At 65.7% G+C, this 25,964-nt stretch carries 16 protein-coding genes; 8 read left to right on the top strand and 8 right to left on the bottom strand.

What is annotated here, in order from left to right:
- Positions 1–37 precede the first annotated feature (37 nt).
- From glgC to IE191_RS12180, 4 genes are all read right to left on the bottom strand, one after another.
- Entirely contained in the window at positions 38–1,297 is a 1,260-nt protein-coding gene (gene glgC / locus IE191_RS12195; RefSeq protein ID WP_191324641.1) for a glucose-1-phosphate adenylyltransferase, read from the bottom strand.
- 16 nt (positions 1,298–1,313) lie between these two features.
- Entirely contained in the window at positions 1,314–3,494 is a 2,181-nt protein-coding gene (gene glgB / locus IE191_RS12190) for a 1,4-alpha-glucan branching protein GlgB (protein WP_191324693.1), read from the bottom strand.
- A 10-nt stretch (positions 3,495–3,504) separates the two neighbouring features.
- Positions 3,505–5,916: a glycogen/starch/alpha-glucan phosphorylase gene (locus IE191_RS12185; RefSeq protein ID WP_191324640.1), complete on the bottom strand. Its 2,412-nt coding sequence runs from the start codon at positions 5,914–5,916 to the stop codon at positions 3,505–3,507.
- Positions 5,917–6,513: 597 nt separating this feature from the next.
- Positions 6,514–8,616 (bottom strand): TonB-dependent receptor plug domain-containing protein, encoded by a 2,103-nt coding sequence (locus IE191_RS12180; protein WP_229815309.1) that lies wholly within the window; start codon positions 8,614–8,616, stop codon positions 6,514–6,516.
- 610 nt (positions 8,617–9,226) lie between these two features.
- On the opposite strand from IE191_RS12180, the gene IE191_RS12175 reads away from it, so the two are divergent.
- From IE191_RS12175 to IE191_RS12165, 3 genes are all read left to right on the top strand, one after another.
- The gene (locus IE191_RS12175; RefSeq protein ID WP_191324638.1) at positions 9,227–10,627 is read left to right on the top strand and encodes an aldehyde dehydrogenase; all 1,401 of its coding nucleotides are present in this window, start codon (positions 9,227–9,229) and stop codon (positions 10,625–10,627) included.
- Positions 10,628–10,664: 37 nt separating this feature from the next.
- Positions 10,665–11,516 carry a p-hydroxycinnamoyl CoA hydratase/lyase gene (locus IE191_RS12170; protein WP_191324637.1) on the top strand — a complete coding sequence of 284 codons (852 nt, stop codon included), beginning with the start codon at positions 10,665–10,667 and terminating at the stop codon, positions 11,514–11,516.
- Between the two features lie 137 nt (positions 11,517–11,653).
- Positions 11,654–13,060 (top strand): M20/M25/M40 family metallo-hydrolase, encoded by a 1,407-nt coding sequence (locus IE191_RS12165; RefSeq protein ID WP_229815307.1) that lies wholly within the window; start codon positions 11,654–11,656, stop codon positions 13,058–13,060.
- Between the two features lie 179 nt (positions 13,061–13,239).
- Here the strand turns inward: IE191_RS12165 and betI are convergent, their stop codons facing one another.
- Complete coding sequence (betI, locus tag IE191_RS12160) at positions 13,240–13,884, bottom strand: transcriptional regulator BetI (RefSeq protein WP_191324636.1); 645 nt, start codon at positions 13,882–13,884, stop codon at positions 13,240–13,242.
- A 100-nt stretch (positions 13,885–13,984) separates the two neighbouring features.
- Here betI and IE191_RS12155 point away from each other — a divergent pair, with 100 nt between their 5' ends.
- The gene (locus IE191_RS12155) at positions 13,985–15,187 is read left to right on the top strand and encodes an aromatic ring-hydroxylating oxygenase subunit alpha (protein ID WP_191324691.1); all 1,203 of its coding nucleotides are present in this window, start codon (positions 13,985–13,987) and stop codon (positions 15,185–15,187) included.
- 88 nt (positions 15,188–15,275) lie between these two features.
- A complete protein-coding gene (locus tag IE191_RS12150) occupies positions 15,276–16,886 on the top strand; it encodes a phytoene desaturase family protein (RefSeq protein WP_191324635.1) in 1,611 nt (536 codons plus the stop codon).
- A gap of 96 nt (positions 16,887–16,982) precedes the next feature.
- Here the strand turns inward: IE191_RS12150 and IE191_RS12145 are convergent, their stop codons facing one another.
- Positions 16,983–18,287: an APC family permease gene (locus IE191_RS12145; RefSeq protein WP_229815306.1), complete on the bottom strand. Its 1,305-nt coding sequence runs from the start codon at positions 18,285–18,287 to the stop codon at positions 16,983–16,985.
- A gap of 81 nt (positions 18,288–18,368) precedes the next feature.
- Between IE191_RS12145 and IE191_RS12140 the strand changes: the two genes are divergently transcribed.
- Positions 18,369–19,970, top strand: a complete 1,602-nt coding sequence (locus tag IE191_RS12140) for a tetratricopeptide repeat-containing sulfotransferase family protein (RefSeq protein WP_191324634.1) — start codon at positions 18,369–18,371, stop codon at positions 19,968–19,970.
- Between the two features lie 128 nt (positions 19,971–20,098).
- Positions 20,099–22,648 (top strand): TonB-dependent receptor, encoded by a 2,550-nt coding sequence (locus tag IE191_RS12135; RefSeq protein WP_191324633.1) that lies wholly within the window; start codon positions 20,099–20,101, stop codon positions 22,646–22,648.
- A 262-nt stretch (positions 22,649–22,910) separates the two neighbouring features.
- Here IE191_RS12135 and IE191_RS12130 read toward each other — a convergent pair whose 3' ends face one another.
- The gene (locus tag IE191_RS12130; RefSeq protein ID WP_191324632.1) at positions 22,911–23,582 is read right to left on the bottom strand and encodes a response regulator transcription factor; all 672 of its coding nucleotides are present in this window, start codon (positions 23,580–23,582) and stop codon (positions 22,911–22,913) included.
- Between the two features lie 185 nt (positions 23,583–23,767).
- Positions 23,768–24,937 (bottom strand): 4-hydroxybenzoate 3-monooxygenase, encoded by a 1,170-nt coding sequence (gene pobA, locus IE191_RS12125; protein WP_191324631.1) that lies wholly within the window; start codon positions 24,935–24,937, stop codon positions 23,768–23,770.
- A gap of 122 nt (positions 24,938–25,059) precedes the next feature.
- Here pobA and IE191_RS12120 point away from each other — a divergent pair, with 122 nt between their 5' ends.
- The gene (locus IE191_RS12120; RefSeq protein ID WP_191324630.1) at positions 25,060–25,908 is read left to right on the top strand and encodes a helix-turn-helix domain-containing protein; all 849 of its coding nucleotides are present in this window, start codon (positions 25,060–25,062) and stop codon (positions 25,906–25,908) included.
- Positions 25,909–25,964 lie beyond the last annotated feature (56 nt).

The following is a 25,964-nucleotide window of genomic DNA, read 5'->3' as shown; positions in this document are numbered from 1 at the left end:
TCCGGGGTGACGACAGGTTTGTCTGCCATGGGCTTTCCTAGACCAGCTTGTCGATCATCGCCTTGGTGATGAGGCAGACCCCGTTGTCGGTGCGGCGAAACCGCCGTGCGTCCAGTTCTGGATCTTCGCCCACCACCAGGCCTTCGGGAATGCGCACGCCCGAATCCAGGATCACCCGTTTCAGCCGCGCGCCGCGCCCGATGTTGCAATAGGGCAGGATCACCGCTTCCTCGACGCGGGAGAACGAGCCCATCTTCACCCCGGTGAACAGCAGACTGCGCTTGGCCAGCGCACCCGAGACGATGCAATCCTGGCTGATCAGCGAGGAAATCGCCATGCCGCGCCGTCCTTCCTCGTCGTGCACGAACTTGGCCGGGGCGGCGATGATCTGGTCGGTCCAGATCGGCCACTCGCGATCGTACATGTTGAGCGCGGGCACGGTGTCGGTCAGATCGAGGTTGGCATCGAAATAGGCGTCGAGCGTGCCCACGTCGCGCCAGTATTCGCCAATTTCTTCGGCCGCGCGGATGCAACTGTCGGTAAAGCGGTGGGCCACCGCCTTGCCGTGCTGCACGATGTAGGGGATGATGTCCCCGCCGAAATCGCGGTTCGATCCGGGCGTTGCCGCATCGCGGCGCAACTGGTCGAACAGGAACTGTGTTTCAAACACATAGATGCCCATCGACGCCAGGGCATGGTCGGGATCGCCGGGGATGGTCGGCGGGTCGGCCGGCTTTTCCACGAAGCTGGTGATCACGCTGTTCTCGTCCACCGCCATCACGCCAAAGCCGGTCGCCTCGGCCTTGGGCACCACCAGGCAGCCCACGGTCACGTCCGCCCCCGAATTGACGTGCTGTTGCAGCATCAATTCGTAGTCCATCTTGTAGATGTGGTCGCCCGCCAGGATGACCATGTGCTTGGGCGCATGGGCCTGGATGATGTCGATGTTCTGATAGACCGCGTCGGCCGTGCCTTCATACCACAGCAGTTCGGAAATGCGCTGCGAGGCGGGCAGGATATCGAAGCTTTCGTTGCGTTCGGGGCGCATGAAGTTCCACGCGCGGTTCATGTGCCGGATCAGCGAGTGCGCCTTGTATTGCGTGGCCACGCCGATGCGCCGGATGCCCGAATTGATCGCGTTCGACAGCGCGAAGTCGATGATCCGGCTGACCCCGCCGAAATAGACCGCCGGCTTGGCGCGGTTGTCGGTCAGCTCCTTCAATCGGCTGCCACGCCCGCCGGCAAGGACATAGGCCATGGCATCGCGGGCCAGCGGTTGACTGTAGGACTTGCGCATCGTTCCTCCTGCCCGTTCACTCGGTATCGGTTTGCAGTTCAAACATCATGGCGGACAGCGGCGGCAGGATGGCAAAGGCCGCCCCGTCCTGCGCCACGATCTTGCCGGCATTGCCCTGGCCACTGCCGCCATAGATCGCGGCATCGGAATTGAGCACTTCGCGCCACACCCCGTCCTGCGGCACCGGCAGGCGATAGTGATCGTGGCAGGCCGGGGTCATGTTGCACACCACCAGCACCGGCGCGGCGCCGGGCGCGCGGCGCACCCAGGCAAAGACGCTGGCCAGCGCGTCGTCCACCACCAGCCATTCGAACCCTTCGCCTTCGCAATCGCGGGCGTGCAGCGCGGGCAGGGCGGCATAGGCGCGGTTGAGATCGCGCACCCAGCCCAGCATCCCGGCATGGGGCGCGTGTTGCAGCAAGTCCCAGTCCAGCTCGCGCGCCTCGCTCCATTCGCGGCGCTGGGCAAATTCCTGGCCCATGAACAGCAGCTTCTTGCCCGGATAGCCCCACATCAGCCCATAATAGGCACGCAGCGAGGCAAACTTCTGCCAGTCGTCGCCAGCCATCTTGTTCAGCAGGCTGCCTTTGCCATGCACCACTTCGTCATGGCTGATCGGCAGCACGAAGTTCTCGCTGAAGGCATAGACCAGGCCGAACGTGATTTCGTCGTGGTGATAGCGCCGATGCACCGGGTCGCGGCCCATGTAGCGCAGGGTGTCGTTCATGAACCCCATGTTCCACTTGAAGCCGAAGCCCAGGCTGGACGGCCGCTCGCCCTCGTCGAGCGCGGGCTGGGTCACGCCGGGCCAACTCGTCGACTCTTCGGCCACGGTAATCACGCCGGGGCAGGTGCCATAGACCGCCTGGTTCATCGCCCGCAGGAAATCGACCGCTTCCCAGTTTTCGCGCCCGCCCTGGGCATTGGGAATCCATTCCCCGCTCTTGCGCGAATAGTCACGGTACAGCATCGAGGCGACCGCATCCACGCGCAGCCCGTCGACGTGATAGCGCTCGGCCCAGAACAGCGCGTTGTTGACCAGGAAATCGCGCACTTCGCGCCGGCCAAAGTTGTAGATCGCCGTGTTCCAGTCCGGGTGGAACCCCTGGCGCGGGTCTTCGTGCTCATAAAGCGCGGTGCCGTCGAACCGCGAAAGGCCGTGGGCATCGGTGGGGAAATGCGCCGGCACCCAGTCGATCAGCACGCCCAGCCCCGCCTGGTGCGCGCCATCGATAAAGCGGGCAAAGCCCATCGGATCGCCAAACCGCGCCGAGGGCGCATAGAGACCGGTCGTCTGGTAGCCCCAGCTCGGATCATAGGGATGTTCCGACACCGGCAGGAATTCGACATGGGTAAAGCCCAGGTCCACCGCATAGGGAATCAGGCGGTCGGCAAGCTCATCCCAGCTATAGAACTCGCGCCCATCGCCCGGCTTGCGCCACGATCCGGGATGCACTTCATAGATCGAGATCGGCAGGCGGCGCGGGTCGGCCTTGGCCCAGAACGCGCGGTGCGCCGCGTCGCCCCATTCGTGCGGCGCGGCGTCGAGCGTGACCGAGGCGGTGTGCGGGCGCAGTTCGGCAGCAAAGGCAAAGGGATCGGCCTTGTAGGGCTGTACCGTGCCATCGGGTCCGACGATGCGATACTTGTAGGGGCGGCCGCCGGCAATGTCGGGCAGGAACAGTTCCCAGATGCCGGTATCGGTGCGGCGGCGCATCGGGTGGCGCGTGCCGTCCCAATCGTTGAAATCGCCCACCACGCTCACCAGCCGGGCATTGGGCGCCCAGACCGCGAAATGCACGCCGCGCGCGCCTTCGTGGTCGATCACATGGGCGCCCAGCTTGTCGAACAGGCGGTGATGGGTGCCTTCGCCGATCAGGAAATCGTCGATCGGCCCCAACACCGGCCCGAACGAATAGGGGTCGGTCACGTCCCAGGCATAGTGGCCGGCGTGGCAGCGATACCGCACCGGCTGGCGTTCGCCCGCCACCGGTCCTTCGAACAGGCCACGCGGATCGACCCTTTCCAGCACCCCCAGCGAAGTACCGTCCAGGGCAAAGGCTTCGACACGTTCGGCCCCGGGCAGGACGGCGCGAGCATAAGCGCCAGAGGGGCCGGGATGCACCCCCAGCAACGAGAAAGGATCGGCATGGCTGCCGTCGAGCAGCGCTGCAATGGCTTCCGCCGGGGGATGCAGGGTCAGGATGTCAGACTCCCCAGATATCGCGGGCGTATTCGCCGATGGTGCGGTCTGACGAGAACCAGCCGACATTGGCGATGTTGCGGATCGCGCTGGCCCGCCAGCCTGCCTCATCTTCCCAGCGCGCATCCACGCTGCGCTGCGCCGCGTGATAGGCGTCGAAATCGGCCGCGACCATGAACCAGTCGCTGTCATAGAGGCCGCCCATCAGCCCGGTGTAGCGGTTTGGATCGTCGGGCGAGAACACCCCGCTGGCAATGGCCGAGATCGCCTGCTGCAATTCGCGGCTGCCCTCGATGATCGCGCGCGGGTTATAGCCATCGGCGCGGGTCTGGGCCACTTCCTCGGCGGTCAGGCCGAAGATCACGATGTTGTCGTCGCCCACGCGGTCCTTGATCTCGATGTTCGCACCATCGAGCGTGCCGATGGTCAGCGCGCCATTGAGCGCGAACTTCATGTTGCCCGTGCCCGATGCTTCCATGCCGGCGGTGGAAATCTGTTCCGACAGGTCGGCCGCAGGGATTATGCGCTCTGCCAGGGTCACATTGTAGTTCGGCACGAACACCACCTTGAGCAATCCACCCACCGATGGGTCGGAATTGATGCGGCGGGCAATGTCGTTGGCCAGTTTGATGACCAGCTTGGCGTTGTGATAGCTCGGTGCCGCCTTGCCCCCGAAGATCTTTACGCGCGGGGTCCAGTCCCGTTCCGGGTGGCTGCGAATTTGATCGTAGAGCGCGACGGTTTCGATCAGGTTGAGCAACTGGCGCTTGTATTCATGGATGCGCTTGATCTGCACGTCGAACAGCGCATCGGGATCGATGCGGATGCCGGTCAACTGCTTGAGATGCCCGGCCAGCGCCACCTTGTTGGCGCGCTTGACCTCGGCAATGCGCTCGCCAAGCTGGGCGTCGGTGGCCAGGGCGTTGAGATCGGAAAGCTTTTCGGCGTCATCCAGGAACGCATCGCCGATCGCATCCTTGATCACGCCGACCAGGCGCGGGTTGCACTGCTGCAACCAGCGGCGCGGGGTGACGCCGTTGGTCTTGTTGTTGATGCGCGTGGGATAGAGCGCGTGGAGATCGGCAAAGACCGTGCTTTTCATCAGCTCGGTGTGCAGCGCGGCCACGCCGTTGATCGAATGCGCGCCCACGAAGGCCAGGTTGGCCATGCGTACGCGCCGCTCGCCGCCTTCGTCGATCAGGCTGATCGCGGCAATCGCGCGGTCGTCGAGCCCCGCCTTGCGCGCTTCGCGCAGCACGCGGCTGTTGATCGCATAGATGATCTGCATGTGGCGCGGCAGCAGCCGCTCGAACAGGGGCAGGGGCCAGCTTTCCAGCGCTTCGGGCAGCAGGGTGTGGTTGGTATAGCCCACGGTGCGCTTGGTCACGTCCCAGGCTTCGTTGAATTCCAGGCCATGCACGTCCACCAGGATGCGCATCAGTTCGGCCACGGCCACGCTCGGGTGCGTGTCGTTGAGCTGGATCGCCGCCTTGTCGGGCAGGGTGCGCACATCGCCATGGTATTGCGCGTGGCGGCGCACGATGTCCTGGATGGACGCGGAGGTGAAGAAGTATTCCTGGCGCAGGCGCAGTTCCTGGCCCGCCGGCGTGCTGTCGGCCGGATAGAGCACGCGCACCAGCGCATCGGCACGCACCTGCTCGGCCAGGGCGCCGGCATGGTCGCCGGCGTTGAAAGCGTCGAGGCGAATGGGATCGAGTGGGTTGGCCGTCCACAGCCGCAGGGTGTTCACCCGCTTGCCCTTGTAGCCCACCACCGGGGTATCGACCGCATTGGCTTCCACCTTTTCGTGCGGGTGCCATTCCACGCCATCGCCGTTGTCGACGACTTCGCCGCCAAAGCCGATCAGATAGGCGCTTTCGCGGCGGTCGAATTCCCAGGGATTGCCGTGGGACAGCCAGGTTTCGGGCAGTTCCACCTGCCAGCCATCGTCGATGCGCTGGCGGAACATGCCGTTCACATAACGGATGCCATACCCATAGGCGGGAATATCCAGGCTGGCGAGGCTTTCCATGAAGCACGCGGCCAGGCGCCCCAGGCCGCCGTTGCCCAGCGCGGCATCGGGCTCCAGCTCTTCCAGCGCGGCCAGGTCGAAGCCGTGGCTGGCCAGCGCCTTTTCCATTTCGCGCGTCAGGCCCAGGTTCGACAGGGCATCGCGCAGCAGGCGGCCGATCAGGAATTCCAGGCTCAAGTAGTAAACCCGCTTGCCGCCTTCGTCATAGGTCTTGCGGGTGGATTCCATCCAGCGATCGATGATCACGTCGCGCAGCGCCAGGCAGGTGGCGGTATACCAGTCATGCGGCTTGGCCGCGCGTTCGTCCTTGCCCACCCGGTGGCGCAGCACATCGATGATGTGGGCGTCGATCTCGGCAACCTTGGACGTGATTTCTAGGCTCATGGCAACTGGCTCCACCTGCTTTGGGCCGCGCCATGCTGCATCCCCCGGGGCGCAACATGGACCGGGCCGGTTATCCCGGCCTTTCGTTGGCTCCTGCCCCCGTGTCGCGTGACGCCGCAGCCGCCCCCTTGCGACATGCGGCCACGGCCGGCGGCTTGTCGTCGCAGCCCGGATTGCCCCCGGCCACGACCTCCCGTTCCAAGGGGTAAGCCAGGCCAGGGCCCGCCGACAAGCGCAGAGTTGTAAACAATGCCGGAATGGCGCGGATCATGCGGATCGGCTGTCGATACCTGCCTGAACATCGGCCCCATGACGCGCATCCCCCCAAGGCCCTGCGCGCTGTGCTGCACGTCTGGCCTGCGATGGAAACGCTAGGCGCAATTCCTGCGCCTGTCTGCCTGTTCAGGGATTGAATACGATTGCAGGGTGAGGGGGCTTATGGAGGGGGCATGGTGAGGGGGGCTTCGACAAGCTCGGCCCGAACGAAATGGCAGTTCAGAATTCCGTTCGGGCTGAGCCGAGTGGAGCGAAAGTTCCGAATTCCGTTCGCCCTGAGCTTGTCGAAGGGCCTCGCATGAAAGCGCAGGCCCTGACCTCCTACCGCAACCCGATCCGCAATCCGGCCCACAGCGTGCGCGGGGTGCCGATGTCGATCGTACCGCCCGAATTGCGCGTGACGATGGTGGTGTCGAACAGGTTCTCGCCGCGCAGCACCAGGCTGGCCCAGCCGGTCAGCGGCACCTGGGCAAAGGCATCCAGCGTGGTTGCCGCGCGCAAGGGTGCGGTCTGGAGATCGTCTTCATAGGCAAGGCCGACATGGCGCAGCGTCAGCGCGCCGGTCCAGCGCGGGGCAGGGTGCCAGGCGAGCGTCGCACTGCCGGCGATGCGCGGCGTCTGCGCCGGGCGCATGCCGTCCAGCGCCGTGCCGGGCGCTTCCACCTTGGCATCGGTCCAGGCCAGGCTGCCGTTCAGCGACACCGTGCCGGCGGTCACTTCTGCGCCGAATTCCAGGCCGCGCGCGTGCACGGCGGCCACGTTCTGGCGCTGGCGCACGGTGGTGTTGCCGCTGGTAGAGAGCGTGACGTTGGCGATCGCGTCCTTCACCTTGTTGTCAAAGGCCGTCAGCGACAGCTTCACGCCCTTGGCCGGGGTCAGGTCGATCCCCGCCTCGAAGCCCAGCAGGCGTTCGTTCTTCAGTGCCGGATTGCGCTGCGTGGTGGTCAGCGACACGCCGCCATTGCCATTGGGCGCGGCCAGCGTGAACGAGCGATAGAGTTCGTTGAGCGTCGGCAGGCGCAGCCCGGTATAGGCCGCGCCGCGCAGCGCGGCCCAAGATGCCGCGTTCAGCACCGCGCCAGCGCGCCAACTGCCCTGCCAGCCCTGCCGCGCGGCGACCGTGGGGTCGCCCGCAGAACTGCTGGTCACGGTGCCCGCCGCATTTAGTTCCTGGTAGTGCCCCTGGGTGATCGCCCAGCGATCGGCGCGCGCGCCAGCGGTCAGCACCAGCGGGCCGAGCGTCCAGTCATCCTCGATGAAGAAGCCCACGTCATCCGTGCGCCCGCCGGCCCGGCGCCGCGCGGTGACCAGGCCGGTCGTGGCCGACAGCGCGTTTTCCCTGGTCTCGCCATCGGCCCGGCGCCAGTCTGCGCCCAGCTTGAGCACATGGCCTCCGCCCACCGGCGGGCGCAGTTCCAGCTTGCCGCCGAGGCCCGTGGAAGGGGTGCCATACTGGTCCAGCGTCTTCTTGAAGCTGGTGGAACTGACCGTCACTGCGTGGAAATCGCGCGCCTGGACATAGGCCAGTGCATCGAATTGCCAGGCGCCGCGCCCCACCAGGCGCAGGCTGCCGTCCTGCCCGCTGATGCCGTTGTCGGCGCCGGCAAAGCGCAATGTACGGTTGTCCTCGAACGCGGCCACGCGCGCCTGCAATTCCACCTCGGGCGTCAGCGGCGCGACCGCGCGCACGCCGGTGGACCAGCTATCATAGCGCGCCCGCACGCTGGCCGGCACGCGCTGGCTTTCCGGTGTGGTCCAGAACCCCTGGCCGCGATCCCATCGGCCCGTCACGACGGCAAAGCCCTGGCCCAGCTTGGGCGCCAGTGCGCCCGAGACGGTGGTTTCGCCGCGATCGTCGACCATGGCCTGCGCATTGAGCAAGCCAAGGGCATTCGCGCCGGCGCTGGTCAGGTCCACCGTGCCCGCCACGGCCCCGGCACCGAACGCGCCCGATCCGCCGCCGCGTTGCACGCGCACGCCCGCCAGCCGTTCTGGATCGATCGCGCTCATCGGGATATAGCCAAAGAACGGGTCGGCCATCGGCACGCCATCGAGCAGCACCAGGGTGCGGCTGGTGGCATTGCCGCCCAGCGCGCGCAGGGTGATGCCCTGGGCGGAAGGGTTGGACGCGCGGCTGTCTGACCGGCGGTATTGCTGCACCCCGGCGGCCGAGAGCAGGGCATCGTCGATTCGCCCCGATGCGGTGGCCTGCAACTGCGCAGCGGAAATCGTCTGGGTGTGATAGGCCGGCGCCGCCGGGCTTTCGGCCAGGCCTTCGCCGGTCACCACGATCGTCTGGCCATCGCCTGCGTCTGCTGCGTCGGGGGCTGCGGCATGCACGGGGGCGGGCAGGGTCAGCGCCAACGCGCCCAGCGCCAGGGAAGCCCGATAGACAGAACGCAATTTCGCAACGCTGGCACGCACTTGGCTTATTCCTCTCCTGACGGTCCGGTTGCCCCTTATGGTCGGGGCTGGGCGCCTCGTCATCCGTGATTGTTATGGTTTTTCCCGTTTGGGCCGTCGGTTGCGGCGCCATGGCCACAATCCGCAAGTTTCCCGCCAGCGCACGATGGCGCCTCGCCGGCCGCCGCGCCATTGACCCAAGGAACAATGCCCGCCCCGGATTGCGGCCAAAAAAAAGGCCGCACCAGATGGGCGGCCCTTGGAAAGTTTGGGAGAGGATGCCTGAAAGGCCCATCCCTTTTGTCTGCCGCAGCGCAAATGTGCAAGTGCGAAAAGTGGGTCAAAGGTTGCGTAAAATGCAATTGTTAAGCGGGGTGCAAGAAACGCTCTTTCCTGAACGGAACCTGTCAATTCGGTCAATTTGATATATATCAATGACTAAGCTGGATTGTTCCGACTGCAACTCACCCCCTTGAATGCGGAAATTGCAAACGCTCGCGGGTGTTTGCCTAAGCGAAATACCAGGTCAGCCGTTTGCCCTTTGGGGACGTTTTGCGCGCCGTGAAACGCAACCCCGTTGCAGGGGGCAGGAATGATTGCTATAAATCATAACATAATTGGGAGACTCACGATGCAGTTTGAACGGCTCAATCCCCTGGATGGATCGGTGGCCTCTTCCGCGGCCGCAATGCAGGCGGCCGAAATCCCCGCGATTGCCGCCAAGGCGGGCGCCGCGTTTCCGGCCTGGGCCGCGCAAGGCCCCAATGCCCGCCGCGCCGTGTTGATGAAGGCTGCTGCCGCGCTTGAGGCGCGCGCCGATGCCTTTGTCGAGGCGATGATGGGCGAAATCGGCGCGACCAAGGGCTGGGCGCTGTTCAACCTGGGCCTGGCCGCCAGCATGGTGCGCGAAGCGGCCGCACTCACCACGCAGATTTCCGGCGAAGTGATCCCGTCCGACAAGCCGGGCTGCATCGCCATGGCCCTGCGTGAGCCGGTCGGCGTGATCCTGGGCATTGCCCCGTGGAATGCGCCGATCATCCTGGGCGTGCGCGCCATCGCGGTGCCGCTGGCCTGCGGCAATGCCGTCATTCTCAAGGCGTCGGAACAGTGCCCGCGCACCCACGCCCTGATCATCGAGGCCTTTGCCGAAGCCGGCTTCCCCGAAGGCGTGGTCCAGGTCGTCACCAATGCCCCGGCCGACGCCGGCGCGGTGGTCGGCGCGCTGATCGATGCACCGCAGGTCAAGCGCATCAACTTCACCGGCTCGACCGCCGTGGGCAAGATCATCGCCACGCGCGCCGCCGGGCAGCTCAAGCCCTGCCTGCTCGAACTGGGCGGCAAGGCACCGCTGATCGTGCTGGAAGACGCCGACCTCGATGAAGCGGTCAAGGCTGCGGCCTTCGGCGCCTTCATGAACCAGGGCCAGATCTGCATGAGCACCGAGCGGATCATCGTGGTCGAAGCCATTGCCGCCGAATTCGCCAAGCGCTTCAAGGCCAAGGTCGAAACGCTCGCCGTGGGTGATCCGCGCGAGGGCAAGACTCCGCTGGGCGCCGTGGTCGATGCCAAGACCGTGGCCCACTGCCAGTCTCTGGTGCAGGACGCGCTCGATCACGGCGCCACGCTGCTGATCGGCGGCGAAACCACGCAGAACGTGCTGATGCCCGCCCACGTCGTCGATGGCGTGACGCAAGCGATGAAGCTGTTCCGCGACGAAAGCTTCGGCCCGGTTGTTGGCGTGATCCACGCGCGCGACGAAGCCCACGCCATCGCACTGGCCAACGACAGCGAATATGGCCTGTCGGCCGCGGTCTTCACCCGCGACACTGCGCGCGGCCTGCGCGTGGCGCGCCAGATCCATTCGGGCATCTGCCACGTCAACGGCCCGACCGTGCACGATGAAGCACAGATGCCCTTCGGCGGCGTCGGCGCCTCTGGCTATGGCCGCTTTGGCGGCAAGGCCGGCATCGACAGCTTCACCGAGCTGCGCTGGATCACGATGGAAACCCAACCCGGCCATTTCCCGATCTGATTTCCCGAAACAAGAAGAACACCGAAAGGACAAGACCATGGCAGAAGAACAGGCCGTGCGCGCCGAAGAGGATACCGTTGCCGTCACCATCGAGAACCGCATCGCCTGGGTGCGTTTCAACCGGCCGGAAAAGCGCAACTGCATGAGCCCCAAGCTCAACCGTCAGATGCTCAAGGTGATCGAGGAACTCGAATTCCGCGAAGACGTGGGCGTGCTGGTGCTCTCGGGCGAGGGCGATGCCTGGTCGGCCGGCATGGACCTCAAGGAATACTTCCGCGAAACCGAAGCGCAGGGCCTCTGGGCGATCCGCAAGTCGCAGCGCGAAGCCTATCGCTGGTGGAACCGCCTGCGCTGGTATGAAAAGCCCACCATCGCCATGGTCAATGGCTGGTGCTTTGGCGGCGGCTATGGCCCGCTCTATGCCTGCGATATTGCCGTCGCTTCGGATGATGCGCAGTTCGGCCTTTCGGAAATCAACTGGGGCATCCTGCCTGGCGGCGGCGCGTCCAAGGTGGCGGCCGATCTCATGCCGTTGCGCAAGGCGATGTACCACGCGATGATGGGCGAAAACCTCACCGGCCAGCAGGCTGCCGCGCAGGGCCTCGTCACCGAATCCGTGCCGCACGACCAGCTCAAGGCTCGCGTCCAGGCTGTGGCCGAAGCTCTGCTCAAGAAGGATGGCCACGCCCTGCGCGCCACCAAGTGGGCGGTGCGCCGCATGATCGACATGACCTATGAAAACGCGGAAGATTACCTGATCCGCGCGCAGGAAGCGCTGCACAGCTATGGCGGCGTCGCGGCCCGCAAGGAAGCCACGCGCCAGTTCCTCGATGAAAAGAGCTTCAAGCCCGGCCTCGGCACGTTCGACACGTCCAAGATCAAGGACTGACCGCTTTCTCCATCGGAGACGCAAGCAAGACCCCGGTGCCTTCGCGGCGCCGGGGTTTTGCACATCTGGCATCGCAAAAAGAGGTTGTGCGAGAAACCAATCGGGACCAGTTTCCGGCGCGAAAAGGAGTGCCCCCCATGACACCGCCGATGAAACTGACGTTGCCCCTGGTTTCGCTCGCCGCCTTGACTTTTTCTGCTTCGCCCGCGCTCGCGTCCGGCCATGCCGAGGCCGAAGCGCAGACGCTGGACTTGTCCAAGCAGACCATTGCCATGCGCTCGGTCCAGGGACCGGGCAACGAGACGCCCAAGGTTGCCGCGCTCTATCGCGACACCCTGATCAAGGCCGGCTGGTCGCCTTCGGACATCGAGATCGTGCCGGTGGACGACACCGCCTATCTGCTGGCCACCTGGAAGGGCAGCGATCCTTCGCTCAAGCCGCTGGTGCTCTCGGGCCACATGGACGTGGTGGAAGCCAAGCGCGCCGACTGGCAGCGCGATCCCTTCGTGCCGGTGGTGGAAAACGGCTACCTGTTCGGGCGCGGTGCGCTCGACATGAAGTTCAACGCCGCGCTCGCCGTTTCCACCCTGATCGAGATGCGCCACAAGGGGTACAAGCCCAAGCGCACCATCATCATCGCGTTCTCGGGTGACGAGGAAACGACGATGAAGACCAGCCGCCTGATCGCCGAACGGCTCAAGGGCGCAGGCCTGGTGATCAACGTCGATGGTGGCGGCGGCATGCTGGCCGAAGACACCGCCAAGCCGCTCGCCTGGACCTGGGATGGTGCGGAAAAGAACTATGCCGATTTCCAGCTTGAAGTGACCAACCCCGGTGGCCACAGCTCGGCCCCGCGCAAGGACAATGCCATCGTGCAATTGAGCCAGGCACTGGTGGCGATCGGCGCCTATCACTTCACCCCCGAACAAAGCCCGCTGACCAAGGCATTCTTTGAAAGCGCGGCCAAGATCACGCCCAATCCGCAAGTGGCCGGCGCCATGCGCGCCTTTGCCGCCGATCCCACCGACGCCGATGCCATCGCCACGCTGCGCAGCTTGCCCGAATTCATCGGCCGCATCGAAACCACCTGCGTGCCCACGATGGTCAACGGCGGCCACGCGCTCAACGCCCTGCCGCAGCGCGCCACGGCCAATATCAACTGCCGCATCTTCCCCGGCCACAAGCGGGAAGACATCATGGCCGAACTGGCCAAGGTGGCCAACATGCCCGTGGTCAAGTTCTCCGACGTGACCGAAGGCTCCACCCCGTCGCCGGCCAGCCCCATGCGCCCCGATTTCGTCAACGCGGCGAACAAGGCGATTCACCTCGCCTATCCCGGCATCGCGGTGATCCCGGCCCAGGCATCCGGCGCGTCGGACTCGATGTGGTACCGCGTCAACGGCGTGGACGCCTATGGCGCCAGCCCCGTGCTGATCAAGGACAGCGAAGAATTCGCCCACGGCCTCAACGAACGGGTGCCTTTGTCCAACATCGCGCCGGGCGTGGTCTACTTCACCAGCCTGTTCACCGACCTGTCGAAGTAAAAGCGAAACAAAAAAGCCCCCTCCTCTTCAGAGGAGGGGGTTGGGGGTGGTGGAGGCGGGGCGCCGAGCCCACCAAAAAAGCCAAACCCCGGATCAAGTCCGGGGTGACGTTGAATATAGATTAGATATCAATTTCTTCGTCACCCCGGACTTGATCCGGGGTTTGGCTGCATCTTTGTCTAAGCCACACCCCCACAAACCGTCCCCAGGAACCGCCGCGCAATCGCCCCGGCTTCCTCGCTCGAAAAGCACTGCGGCGACAGGCACAACTCCAGCCACAGCCCATCGACCAGTGCGGTGACCGCAATCGCCGCATGGCGCAAATCGGCTTCCGCCACGCCCGCTTCGCGCAGCAAACCCTCAAGCCTGGCGCGATAGCCGGCATATTGCTCGTCGTGCTGGCGCGCGATCTGCGGCTGGCTGGTGACCAGGCTCCAGAACGCGATCCATGTCGCCAGCAGCGCGGGCTGGGCGATCGGCGCGGTGAAGCTCGCCGTGACGAAAGCTTCCAGCCGGGCGCGGGGCAGGGGCGGCGCGGCGGCCACGGCGGCATCGAGCGCGCGGGTGACCATGGCATCGACATGGGTATAGGTTTCGGCAATCAGCGCGTCGATCCCGGTGAAATAGTGGCCGACCAGGCCCGGCGAAACGCCCGCTTCCTGGGCGATCGCGCGTACGCTGGCGCCATTGGCGCCCGCGCGCGCGAGCACGCGCATGGCCGCCTCGATCAGGCTCTGTCGCCGCGCGTCGGGTTCGGCCCGGCGCGGCAGCGCAGCGGGGCGGGGCTGGGTAGCGCGTTTGGGCCGGGTGTCGGCAGCTTGCATCTTGCACTTCCGGATGATTGTTGTACGATCGTTCAATAAGGCGACCGGCGGGGACTCATTCATGACCGATCTTGCTCTTGATGAACACCGCGATTTGCACATGGCGGCCTGCGCCGGGCAGAACGCTGCCGCCGATCCCGATGCGGACTGGAGCCTGCCGGGCTGGATCTATCGCGATCCCGAATTCGCCGCGCTGGAAATGGAGCGGATCATCCGCCCCTCGTGGCAGATCGTCTGCCACGAAAGCGATCTCGATCAGCCCGGCGCCTGGCGCAACCTGGCCTATTGCGGCGAAAACGTCATTGTCGTGCGCGGCGAGGATGGCGCCCTGCGCGCCTTCCACAACCTCTGCCGCCACCGCGCCATGCGCCTGGTGGAAGGGGCGGCGGGCTGCGCGCGCAAGCTGGTGTGCCCCTATCACGCCTGGACCTACGAGACCGATGGCCGGCTGACCGGGGTGCCGATGAAGCGCGATTACCCTGCGCTCGATCTCGCGCAGAACGGCCTGTTTCCGGTGGACCTTGAAGTGTGGCACGGCTTCGTCTTCGTGCGCCTGGAGGATCGCGGCTTTCCCTCGGTTGCCGAGATGATGGCGCCCTATGAAGCCGAAGCGGCGCCCTATCGCCTGGCCGAGATGCGCCGCATGGGGGATGTGCGCGAGCGCCCGCGCGCGGTGAATTGGAAGAACGTGGGCGACAACTATTCCGACAACCTGCACATTCCCGTGGCCCACGGCGGCCTGTCGCGCATTTTCGGCAAGTCCTACGAGATTTCGGCGGCGCCCTGGGCCGATCGCATGAAAGGCGATCTGGTCGATGCACCCAGCCCGCATTTCTGGGAGCGGTTCTACCAGACGCACCTGCCGCGCGTGCCCCATCTGCCCGATGTGGCGCAGCGCCGCTGGCTCTATTACAAGCTGTGGCCCAACATGGCGTTCGATATCTATGCCGACCAGGTCGATTTCATGCAGTGGCTGCCCACATCGCCCACCACCTGCACCTTGCGCGAAATGGTGTTCAGCCTGCCCGACAGCGCCACGCCGCCACAGCAGCGCCGCACGATGAAGCTGGTGCGCTATGCCAACTGGCGCATCAACCGCGTGGTCAACAGCGAAGACACCTGGCTGATCGAGCGCGTGCAGCAGGGCATGCATTCGCACCGCTATGGCGCCGGCCCGATCGGCCGCAGCGAAGTGTGCCTGCGCAGCTTTGCCCGCAAGATCCGCACCTTGATCCCCGAGGCCAGGCTGCATCACCAGCCGGAGCCGGGCTGGAGCAAACCTCATCCGTCGCCCCGGGCTTGACCCGGGGCCCCGCGCCGGGCTTCGAGTCAGGCCCGGGGCGACGAACGCATAACCGACAATCCCAAGATCCCACGAAGGAACCCACACGATGAGCAACCGCTACGACGCCCTGATCATCGGCGGCGGCCACAATGGCCTGGTCTGCGCGTTCTACCTTGCCAAGGCGGGCATGAAAGTGCGCGTGCTGGAACGGCGCGACATCGTGGGCGGCGCCTGCGTGACCGAGGAATTCCACCCCGGCTTCCGCAATTCCACGGCCAGCTACACGGTCAGCCTGCTGCGCCCGCAAGTGATTGCCGACATGAAGCTGGCCGATCACGGCTATCGCGTGCTCGAACGCCAGATCAGCAATTTCTTCCCGTTCGCCGATACTTATCTCAAGCTGGGGGGCGGCGCCGATCGCACCCGCGCCGAATTCGCGCGCTTCTCGCAAAAGGATGCGGATGCCTATCCGCACTACGACGCCGCGCTGGAAAAGGTGGCGCAAGTGCTGCGCGATCTGGCGCTGCAATGCCCGCCCAACGTCGGCGGCGGGCTCCATGCGCTGGCCGCGGCGGCGAAGCAGGGCTGGCCGCTGGCCAAGATGGACCTGGCCGCCCAGCGCGACCTGCTCACCATCTTCACCCGCTCGGCCCGCGAATTCCTCGATTCCTGGTTCGAGGACGATCACGTCAAGTCCGCCTTCGGTTTCGACGCGGTCGTCGGCAACTTTGCCGGCGTGTCCACACCCGGTTCGGCCTATGTCCTGCTGCACCACGTCTTTGGCGAAGTGAACGGCAAGCTCGGCGCCTGGGGGCATTCGGTGGGCGGCATGGGCGCGATCACCCAGGCCATGGCCAAGGCCTGCGCGCTGGTGGGCGTGGAAATCAGCCTGGAAAGCCCGGTGGACAAAGTGCTGGTCAACAACGGCAAGGCCGCCGGGGTCAAGCTGGTGGGCGGCGAGGAGCTCTACGCTCCGATCGTCGCTGCCAATGTCGGCCCGGCGCTGCTCTATCGCCAGTTGGTCGATCGCAGCGACCTTGCCCCCGATTTCGCCCACGCCATGGACGGCTACAAGACCGGTTCGGGCACCTTCCGGATGAACGTGGCGCTATCGGAACTGCCCGATTTCACCGTGCTGCCGGGCAAGGCCCAGGCCGAACACCACACCGCCGGGATCATCATCGCGCCGGGCATGGACTACATGGACCAGGCCTATGACGACGCGCGCGTCCACGGCTGGTCCAAGAAGCCGATCGTCGAGATCAAGATCCCCAGCACCGTGGACGACAGCCTGGCCCCGGCCGGTTGCCACGTCGCCAGCCTGTTCTGTCAGCAGTTCAGCCCGCAACTGCCCAATGGCCAGAGCTGGGACGACGTGCGCGAGCAGGTGGCCGACCACGTGATCGACACGATCACCGAGCACGCGCCCAACTTCAAGAACGCGGTCATCGCCCGCCAGATTCACTCGCCGCTCGATCTGGAGCGCAAGTTCGGCCTCATCGGCGGCGACATCTTCCATGGGCGGATGAGCCTGGAACAGCTCTGGGCCGCGCGCCCGGTGCTCGGCCACGGCGACTATCGCGCGCCGATCAAGGGCCTCTACATGTGCGGTTCGGGCACCCATCCGGGCGGCGGCGTGACCGGCGCACCCGGCCACAACGCCGCCGCCGAAATCATCCGCGACCGCTCCCTCCTGTGGAAAATGCTGCACCGCTGACCGCAACATGGCAAAGCCCCCTCCTCTTTAGAGGAGGGGATTTGGGGGTGGTGCGAAGCCTCGCGCAACACCCCGAAAAAGAAGCCAAACCCCGGATCAAGTCCGGGGTGACGGCCGTGGCGATCGCTGCCGCTCCCGCACCAGCAGATAGACCGGCAAGCCCAGCGCCACCAGCACCAGGCCATAGGCGATCGCTTCCAGCCCCAGGCCCCACAGCGCCCAGGCGTTGAACAACGCGGCCAGCGCCGCCAGCACGACCACCCAGGGTTCATCGCGCAGCAGGCGCATCGCCGCCGCCATCGTCGCCACATAGGTCAGCATGCCCGCCGCCAGGCTGAGCGAGGCGATGAAGGTGAACAGGTTGCCCATGTCGCGCCCATAGTTGAGCAGCGTGATCACGGTCAGCAGCACCGACGAGACGATATGTGCGTTGATCGGCGTGCCGGCGCGGGTTTCCTTGCCGAACCAGGCGGGAAACAGCCCGTCGCGCGCCATGGCCCACGGCACTTCGCCCTGCACCAAGATAAAGCCGTTGAGCGTGCCGAAGGCGCTGATCGCGGCGAATACGGCGACGATCCCGGAAATGTCGCCGCCCAGCCGCCGCCCGAGGAATTCCGCTACCGGGGAAGGGGAGTGCGCAGCCGCATCTTGCGGCATGTACGCCTGGAACGCCAGCGCGATGCCCAGGTAGATCAGCCCCGCCAGGACCACGCCCCACAGCGTGGCGCGCGGCACCACGCGGCCGGCGTTCTCCACCTTGTCCGATGGCACCGTGGCCGATTCCAGGCCGAGGAAGCCCCAGAACGTGAGGCCGGCCGCGCTGGCGATCAACGTGGGCGAGAGCGCCACGGGCGGCTGTGCTACATGCGGCGTGCCGCTGAGCATGAGCCACAGCGCCAGCCCGATCAGCCCGACCAGCGGCACCAGCTTGAGCGCCGTGGTCACCAGTTGGACGTCACCCGCGCCGCGCACCCCGCGAATGTTGACCAGGGTGAGCAGCCACACCGCCCCCACCGCCAGTGCCGCCGGCGCGCCCGGCGCGTGGCCCAGCCAGGGCAGCGGCAGGCTGAGGTTGGACACCACCGCCACGGCCAGCGCGCCATTGCCGGTCCACACCATCGTCCAATAGGCCCAGGCTGCGGCAAAGCCCGCACCCGGCCCGAATTGCTGCATGACATAGGCAAATGGCCCGCCGGGCAGCGGCTGGCGCGCGGAAAGCCGGGCAAAGACGGTGGCCATGCACAGCGATCCGGCAATCGTGATCACCCAGCCGGCAAGCTGGTTGGCGCCCAGCGGCGCCAGCGTGGCGGGCAGCAGATAGATGCCCGAACCGATCAGGTTCCCCACCACCAGGGCCAGCGTCATCCAGAAGCCCAGTCCCCGTTTTGCTGTGTCGTTCACGCCATAATTCCCCTGGGGCTTTGGTTGCGCGCGAGACTAACGCTTGATCGCGCGGCGTCACCATGTTTGTTGTGCTCCCCGATGACCACCGTGACCCTTGCCCCGCGCCCGGCCTACGATCCCCGCCTCGTTGCCGCCGCCGCCGCGATGAACGCCAACGACCTGCCGCGCGCCGAACCCCTGCTGCGCGGGTTGCTCAAGGACGATCCGTTCGACGTGCGCGCCATTCGCCTGTTTGCCGAGCTGGCGGGGCGCATCGGCCGCTATGCCGACGCGGAAAACCTGCTGCGCCGCGCGATCGAGCTGGACCCGGGCTTTACCCCGGCGCGGGCCAACCTGGCGCTGGTGCTTTATCGCACCAACCGCGCGGCCGAGGCGCTGGAGCAACTGGCCCAGGTCACCACCGAAGATCCCGAAAACCTCGGCCATGCCAACCTGGCCGCCGCCGCCAATGGCCGCATCGGCGCCTTCGATGCCGCGCTGGCGCTCTATGAGCGTGTGCTGGCCCAGGCGCCCGACCAGCCGCGCGTGTGGATGAGCTATGGCCACATGCTCAAGACCGTGGGCCGCCAGGCCGATGGCATTGCCGCCTATCGCCGCGCGATCACTCTGCTGCCGGGGCTGGGGGAAGCGTGGTGGAGCCTTGCCAACCTCAAGACCGTGCGCTTTGCGGACGACGATATTGCCGCAATGCAGCAAGCGCTGGCCGATCCCGCGCTGGACGCGGAAGACCGCTGGCACCTCGATTTCGCGCTGGGCAAGGCGTTCGAGGATCGCCGCGAGGCGCAGGCTGCCTTTGCCCACTATACCGCCGGCAATGCCCTGCGCCGCCGCCGCATTCCCTACAAGGCCGATGAAACCACGGCGACCGTGGACGCGATGATCGCCACGGCCACGCCCGACCTTTTCGCCGCGCGGGCCGGTGCCGGATACGATGCGCCCGATCCGATCTTCATTCTCGGCATGCCGCGCGCCGGCTCTACCCTGGTCGAGCAGATCCTCGCCAGCCACAGCCAGGTGGAAGGCACCAGCGAGCTGCCCGATATCGCCCAGCTCGCCCGCAAGGTGCCGAATTACCCGGCGGGTCTGGCTGATCTTCCCCCGGCCGAACTGCGCGCCATGGGCGAAAGCTATTTGCACACCACACGCATCCAGCGCCACACCGACCGGCCGCTGTTCATCGACAAGATGCCCAACAACTGGGTCCACGCGCCGCTGATCCGGCTGATCCTGCCGCGCGCGCGGATCATCGATGCGCGCCGCCATCCGCTCGGCTGCTGCTTCTCCAATTTCAAGCAGCATTTCGCGCGCGGGCAGGGCTTCTCCTATGATCTCACCGACATGGGGCGCTATTATGCGGACTATGTGCGGCTGATGGCGCATCTTGATGCGGTGCAGCCCGGCACGGTCCATCGCGTGATCTACGAACGCATGGTGGACGATACCGAAGCCGAAGTGCGCGCGCTGCTGGCTGCCTGTGACCTGCCGTTCGAAGCCGCCTGCCTGGCCTTCCACCAGACCGAGCGCGCCGTGCGCACGGCCAGTTCCGAACAGGTGCGCCAGCCGATCTTCCGCGAAGGCACGCAAGGCTGGAAAGCGTTCGAGCCCTGGCTCGATCCGCTCAAGGCCGCGCTTGGCCCGGTGCTCGACACATATCCGCAGGCACCGCAACAGTTTGCCTGAAAGCGGCAATGCGTTGCAAAAGTGCCACGGTCATCTGTGATCGATTGGTGGCACTTGTAACCGCTTGACGCATGATCATGTCGCAGCGCACACCTTGCGCACAAGAAATGCAACAGGGTGGGTTAAGCATGCGTATTGCTTCGGCGGGTCTCCCGCGTTTTCTGCTGATGACCAGCACCGCGCTTCTGGCGCCGGCCAGCATCGCGATGGCGCAGGATGCCGCGCCCCAGGCTGCTCCCCAGCCGGCCGATGGCGGCAACGTGATCATCGTCACCGCGCAGAAGCGTTCGGAAAACCTCCAGAACGTGCCGATCTCGATCCAGGCACTCGGCACGCAGAAGCTTGATCAGCTCAACGTCTCGAACTTCAACGGCTATACCCAGCAGCTTCCCACGGTCGTGGCGCAGAGCTCGGGCACGCCGGGCACCAACATCATCTACATGCGCGGCGTGGCCTCGGGCGGGGACGGCAACCACTCCGGCCCGCTGCCGTCGGTCGGCGTCTATCTCGATGAACAGCCGGTCACCACGATCGGCGGCAATCTCGACGTCCACGTCTATGATATCGCCCGCATCGAAAGCCTCGCCGGCCCGCAGGGCACGCTTTACGGCGCTTCGTCCGAAGCCGGCACGATCCGCATCATCACCAACAAGCCGGACACCTCGGGCTTTTATGGCCGCATGGATGTGGAAGCCAACCAGGTCCACAAGGGTGGCACCGGCGGCAAGGTGGAAGGGATGATCAACATCCCGCTGTCGCCCAAGGCCGCGCTGCGCGTGGTCGGCTATTACGAAAAGGATGCCGGCTATATCGACAATGTCGCGGGCACGCGCAGCTTCCTGCCCGAAGGCACCGGCATCACGATCAACAACAGCCAGTACGTCAAGAAGAACTACAACGACACCGAGATCGCCGGTGGCCGCGCCCTGCTCAAGGTCGATCTGGACGACAACTGGACCGTGACGCCCGGGATCATGTATCAGGATACCCGCAGCCACGGCAATTACGGTTATGATTCCAGCGTCGGCGATCTTCAGGTGCAGCACTTCCTGCCCGAATATCGCCGCGACATCTTCGCGCAGGCCTCGCTCACCATCGAAGGCAAGATCGGCTCGTGGGATCTCACGTATGCCGGCGCCTATCTCGATCGCAAGACCTTCTCGTCGAGCGACTACACCGACTACGCCGAAGCCTATGACTCGCTTTATTCGGGCGCGGGCGGCCTCGCCGGCTACTTCTATTACAAGGACAATGCCGGCAACCAGATCAAGCCGATCCAGCAGGTGTTCGGCCAGGATCACTTCAAGAAGATGAGCCACGAATTGCGCATCGCTTCGCCCACGGGCGAAAAGGCGCGCTTTGTCGGCGGCCTGTTCTACCAACGCCAGTCGAACCTGATCCACCAGGACTATCAGGTCGCAGGCCTGGCCGACCTGCTTTCCGTTAACGGCAAGCCGGGTACGCTGTGGCTGACCCAGCAGAACCGCGTGGACAAGGACTATGCCGCGTTCGGGGAAGTCAGCTATGATTTCACGCCGACGATCACGGCCACGGCCGGCGGGCGTTACTTCAAGTATGACAACTCGCTGATCGGGTTCTTCGGGTTCGGTCGCAATCCGGCGTTCTATCAGGGTGCAGATGGCAATCCGCCGCCCAACGCCGCCGGCTCCACCCGCACCGGCGTTGCCGGTTGCTACACCACCGATGGGCTGACCTTGCGCAACGCGCAGCTTGCCGGCGAAACCAACATCACGCTGCTGCCGGCTGCCGTTGGCGGCAGCCCGTGCACCAACCTGGGCGATTACGTGAACGGCGGCGTGGTGCCCAAGCGCGCCAAGGGCGACGGTGGCACCTACCGCTTCAACCTGACGTGGAAGCCCGAAAGCAACGTCACCGCCTATATCACCGTTTCGCGCGGCTTCCGCCCCGGCGGCATCAACCGCCGCGCCGATGTGGACCCTTACAAGCCGGACTATCTCACCAATTTCGAAGCTGGCCTCAAGACCACGCTGTTCGATGGCCTGCTGCGCCTCAACACGGCGGTGTACCTGCAGAACTGGAAGAACTTCCAGTTCGCCTATCTCGGCGCCAACAGCTTCACCGAAATCCACAACGGCCCGGACGCGCGCATTCGCGGCGTGGAATTCGATGCCAATGTGGTCAAGGGCGGGTTCTCGTTCAACCTGGGCGGTGCCTACACCGATGCCCGCACCACCAAGAACCTCTGCGCCGTGGACGACCTGACCTATTCGTGCTCCGGCTCCGGCAATTACGTCGCCGCTCCTGCCAACACCCGCCTGCCGATCACGCCGAAGTGGAAGCTGGCCAGCACACTGCGCTACAGTGTTCCGGTTGGCGCGGCCAAGGTCTATGGGCAGGTCAACGCCACCTATCAAAGCTCGGCGTCGTCCGATCTACGCACGGCCGCAATCCAGCCGGGCACGGGTGAATTGATCAACCCGGCCGAACTGCTTGGCCGCATCGCCGCTTTCACTCAGGTCAACTTTGCCCTGGGCAGCGAATGGGACAAGTACTCGCTCGAACTGTTCGCAACCAACGCTTTCGACGAACGCGGCCAACTGTCGCGCTATGTTGCGTGCGGCGTGTGCTATAATCGTGTCTACATCGTGCCCAACCAGCCGCGCACGCTCGGCATCCGCGCCGGAGCCAAGTTCTAAGCCTCAGAAACAAAAGCCCCCTCCTCTTCAGAGGAGGGGGTTGGGGGTGGTGTGAAGCCTTGCGCCACGCTGCCAGCAGGCTTCGACAAGCTCAGCCCGAACGGGTGTGGTCAGTCAATTTGCCCCATACAGCGGCCTGCAAAGCCTCCTCCTCTTCAGAGGAGGGGGTTGGGGGTGGTGCGAAGCCTCACGCCACGCAGCCAATGGACATAGACAAACTCAGCCCGAACGGCCGTAACGATCAGAGAAAAACCTCAGATCATCAAGGCTTGTCCAGCACATAGCCCAGCGCGCGCACGGTGCGCAGCGGATAGCCGGCCCCGGCGTCGCGCAGCGCGCGGCGCAGGCGGCTGACCCAGGCGTCCACGGTGCGCTCGTCGATCGGCTGGCCCTGCTTGCCCAGCGCGGCAATCAGTTGCTGGCGGGAAAAGACCTGGCCGGGCTGCTCCATCAGATAGCGCAGCAGGCGCAGTTCGTTGGGCATCAGGGCAATGGCCTTTTCCTTCCACCGCGCCTGGAGTGCGGTCAGGTCCAGGCTCAATTCGCCCAGTCGCAGCGTGCGCGCCACCGCCTCGCGCTCGGGCAATTGCACCGAAAGCACGCGGTCCAGCACCGTGCCCCGGTCGATCGGGCCAAGGATATAGTCATCCGCCCCGGCGCGCAGCGCGCGGCGCTTGGCCTCCGCGTCGTCCTCTTCCAGCACCATGGTCACGTGCGCGGCTTCGGTCTGCATGTCGGCGCGCAGCCGGCGGCACAGCTCCAGGCCGGAAAGCTCGGGCAGCAGCCAGTCGACAAAGGCCCAGGGGCGCCCGTCGAGCAGCGGCAGCGGCCCGGCGCCATGCCAGGGGTGAAACACAACTTTCAGGTCGCCATGGGCGAACGGGTCGTGGCCGCCTTCCAGCGGGTTGGTCAGCAGAATGTCGATCTGGCGCATGGGCCTGCCTGTTGGGGGAAACAACAGTGGCCTTAGTGTCTGCGCTTTGTGACGGGCTTGTGACGGTATCGGGCGATTTGTCACATTCCAGGGAAAATTCGTGTCGCCCTGATAGCGGCAAACCAGCCAGGTTGCCCGGTGCGGCGGGGCGGGGAGAGAATCGCGCCGCCGCACCGGGCATTCGGTTACACCGGCAGGCCGACGTAGTTTTCCGCGATGCTGGTCTGGGCGGCGCGGCTGGTGGCAATATAGTCCAGTTCGGCCACCTGCATCGCCCGCTCGAACGGCCCATCGTCGGGGAAGCGGTGCATCAGCTTGGTCAGCGACCAACTGAAGCGCTCCGATTTCCACACCCGCGCCAGCGCCTTGGCGGCATAGCCGGCAATCGCGTCGGCATCGCCGGCCTTGAAGAACCCGGTCAGCGCCTGCGCGGCATAGTGCACGTCGCTCGCGGCCAGGTTCAGGCCCTTGGCGCCGGTAGGGGGCACGATATGCGCCGCATCGCCGCACAGCAGCAGGCTGCCATGGCGCATCGGCTCGAACACATAGGAGCGCAGCGGCGCGATCGACTTCTCGATCGAGGGACCGCGCGTCATCTGTGCAGCGGCATCGGGGCCAAGGCGGATCGCCAGTTCGTCCCAGATGCGCTCGTCGCTCCAGTCCTCGATCTTCTCGGTCAGCGGCACGTCCACGTAATAGCGGCTGCGCACATGGCTGCGCATCGAGGCGAGGGCAAAGCCGCGCTCGTGGTTGGCATAGATCAGCTCGTGGTTGCACGGCGGCACATCGGCCAGGATGCCCAGCCAGCCGAACGGATAGACCCGCTCGTATTCGCGCGCCACTCTGGCCGGAATGGCCTTGCGCGACGGGCCGTGGAACCCGTCGCAACCGACGATGAAGCGCGCGTCCAGCCGTTCCTGCCGGCCTTCATGGGTGAAGGTCAGGTAGGGCGCATCGCTCTCGATCTCGTGCAGGGCCACATCGCCCGCGCCATAGAGCACCGGCAGCCCGCGTTCGGGCGCGGCGTCCATCAGGTCGCGCGTCACTTCGGTCTGGCCATAGACGGTCACCGTCTGGCCGGTCAGATTGGCCACGTCGATGCGGATCAGGCGCTCGCCATCGGCCAGGTTGAAGCCTTCTTCCACCAGCCCCTCGGCCTTGAGCCGCGCGTCGAGGCCCAGCCGCTCCATCAGGTTGACGGTGATCGCTTCCAACACCCCGGCGCGGATGCGGCCCAGCACATAGTCGCCGGTCTGGCGCTCCACCACCACGCATTCGATCCCTTCGGCGCGCAGCAGGTGGCCCAGCAGCAGGCCGGCGGGGCCGGCGCCGACGATGGCAACGTGAGTCTTCATCGCTCTTGTCTCTCCCTCGGCAGCCCGTCCGTCGCGGCCGCCACACCCCGCTTTCTTGACATCGCCGCGCCGCTGCCGGAAGGCATGGGGCTGACATAAGATGGCACTTTCAGGACAGCGTGATGGCGCAGACCAGCATTCCCAGCTATGCTCTCTATGGCGAGGCGCAGGGCGGTCTCTCGGCCGGTTTTGCCCATATCGAAACGATTGCCGCGCGCTCCTCGCTGCATGATTGGGAAATTCGGCCCCATCGCCATGCCGATTTCGTGCAACTGCTGCTGGTGCACAGCGGACAGGCATGGATCACGTTCGACGGGGCCGAGCAGGCGCTGGCCGGGCCGCTGGCGGTCATGGTCCCGGCGGGCGTGGTCCACGGCTTCCGCTTTGCCGCCGATGTCGTCGGCCATGTCGTGACGCTGGGCGCCGATTTCACCGGCCGCGCGCCGGCCCCGGCCGATCCGCTGCACCGCGCCCTGGCCCAGGGCCAGGCAGCGCCCCTGCCACCCGAAGCCGCCCGCCGCGCCGCCTGGCTCGCTGCCGAAATGCTGGCCGCGCAGGCCGATCGCAGCGCCGGCGATCCGCTGCTCCTGTCACTGGCCGAAACCCTCGCGCGCTGCGTGGCGCAGGATGCCCCGGCCAGCGGCCCGGCCCCCGACACCCGGCTCGACCGCTTCCGCCAGCTCGTCGAAATCCACTACCGCAGCCACCGCGACCTGGCATTCTACGCCGCCGCGCTCGGCACCACCCCGCGCACGCTCTCGCGCCTCACCGCCGCGCGCCTGGGCTGCTCCCCGATGGACGTGGTCCACCGCCGCCTCGCGCGCGAGGCGCACCGCCTGCTGCGCTACACCAACGCCACCGCCGCGCAGGTGGCGGGCGAACTCGGCTTTGAAGACCCCTCCTACTTCTCCCGCTTCTACCTGCGCCTCACCGGCCGCCGCCCGGCGCAGGATAGGGCAGGGGGCGCATGATCGGCCTTGCGCATGGCGGGCCTTCCGCTATGAAATCTTCACAACCGTGAAATTGC

The sequence above is a fragment of the Novosphingobium pokkalii genome, assembly GCF_014652855.1.
Taxonomy (GTDB): Bacteria; Pseudomonadota; Alphaproteobacteria; order Sphingomonadales; family Sphingomonadaceae; genus Novosphingobium; species Novosphingobium pokkalii.
Note: the sequence above shows the minus strand (reverse complement) of the source record. Positions and strands in the feature narration are given on the sequence as shown.

What these genes read in the sequence shown, in the direction of transcription:
- glgC (WP_191324641.1), bottom strand. Translation starts at nt 1,297, where the DNA reads ATGCGCAAGTCCTACAGTCAACCGCTGGCCCGCGATGCCATGGCCTAT.
- IE191_RS12185 (WP_191324640.1), bottom strand. Translation starts at nt 5,916, where the DNA reads ATGAGCCTAGAAATCACGTCCAAGGTTGCCGAGATCGACGCCCACATC.
- IE191_RS12175 (WP_191324638.1), top strand. Translation starts at nt 9,227, where the DNA reads ATGCAGTTTGAACGGCTCAATCCCCTGGATGGATCGGTGGCCTCTTCC.
- IE191_RS12170 (WP_191324637.1), top strand. Translation starts at nt 10,665, where the DNA reads ATGGCAGAAGAACAGGCCGTGCGCGCCGAAGAGGATACCGTTGCCGTC.
- IE191_RS12165 (WP_229815307.1), top strand. Translation starts at nt 11,654, where the DNA reads ATGACACCGCCGATGAAACTGACGTTGCCCCTGGTTTCGCTCGCCGCC.
- betI (WP_191324636.1), bottom strand. Translation starts at nt 13,884, where the DNA reads ATGCAAGCTGCCGACACCCGGCCCAAACGCGCTACCCAGCCCCGCCCC.
- IE191_RS12155 (WP_191324691.1), top strand. Translation starts at nt 13,985, where the DNA reads ATGGCGGCCTGCGCCGGGCAGAACGCTGCCGCCGATCCCGATGCGGAC.
- IE191_RS12150 (WP_191324635.1), top strand. Translation starts at nt 15,276, where the DNA reads ATGAGCAACCGCTACGACGCCCTGATCATCGGCGGCGGCCACAATGGC.
- IE191_RS12140 (WP_191324634.1), top strand. Translation starts at nt 18,369, where the DNA reads ATGACCACCGTGACCCTTGCCCCGCGCCCGGCCTACGATCCCCGCCTC.
- IE191_RS12135 (WP_191324633.1), top strand. Translation starts at nt 20,099, where the DNA reads ATGCGTATTGCTTCGGCGGGTCTCCCGCGTTTTCTGCTGATGACCAGC.
- IE191_RS12130 (WP_191324632.1), bottom strand. Translation starts at nt 23,582, where the DNA reads ATGCGCCAGATCGACATTCTGCTGACCAACCCGCTGGAAGGCGGCCAC.
- pobA (WP_191324631.1), bottom strand. Translation starts at nt 24,937, where the DNA reads ATGAAGACTCACGTTGCCATCGTCGGCGCCGGCCCCGCCGGCCTGCTG.
- IE191_RS12120 (WP_191324630.1), top strand. Translation starts at nt 25,060, where the DNA reads ATGGCGCAGACCAGCATTCCCAGCTATGCTCTCTATGGCGAGGCGCAG.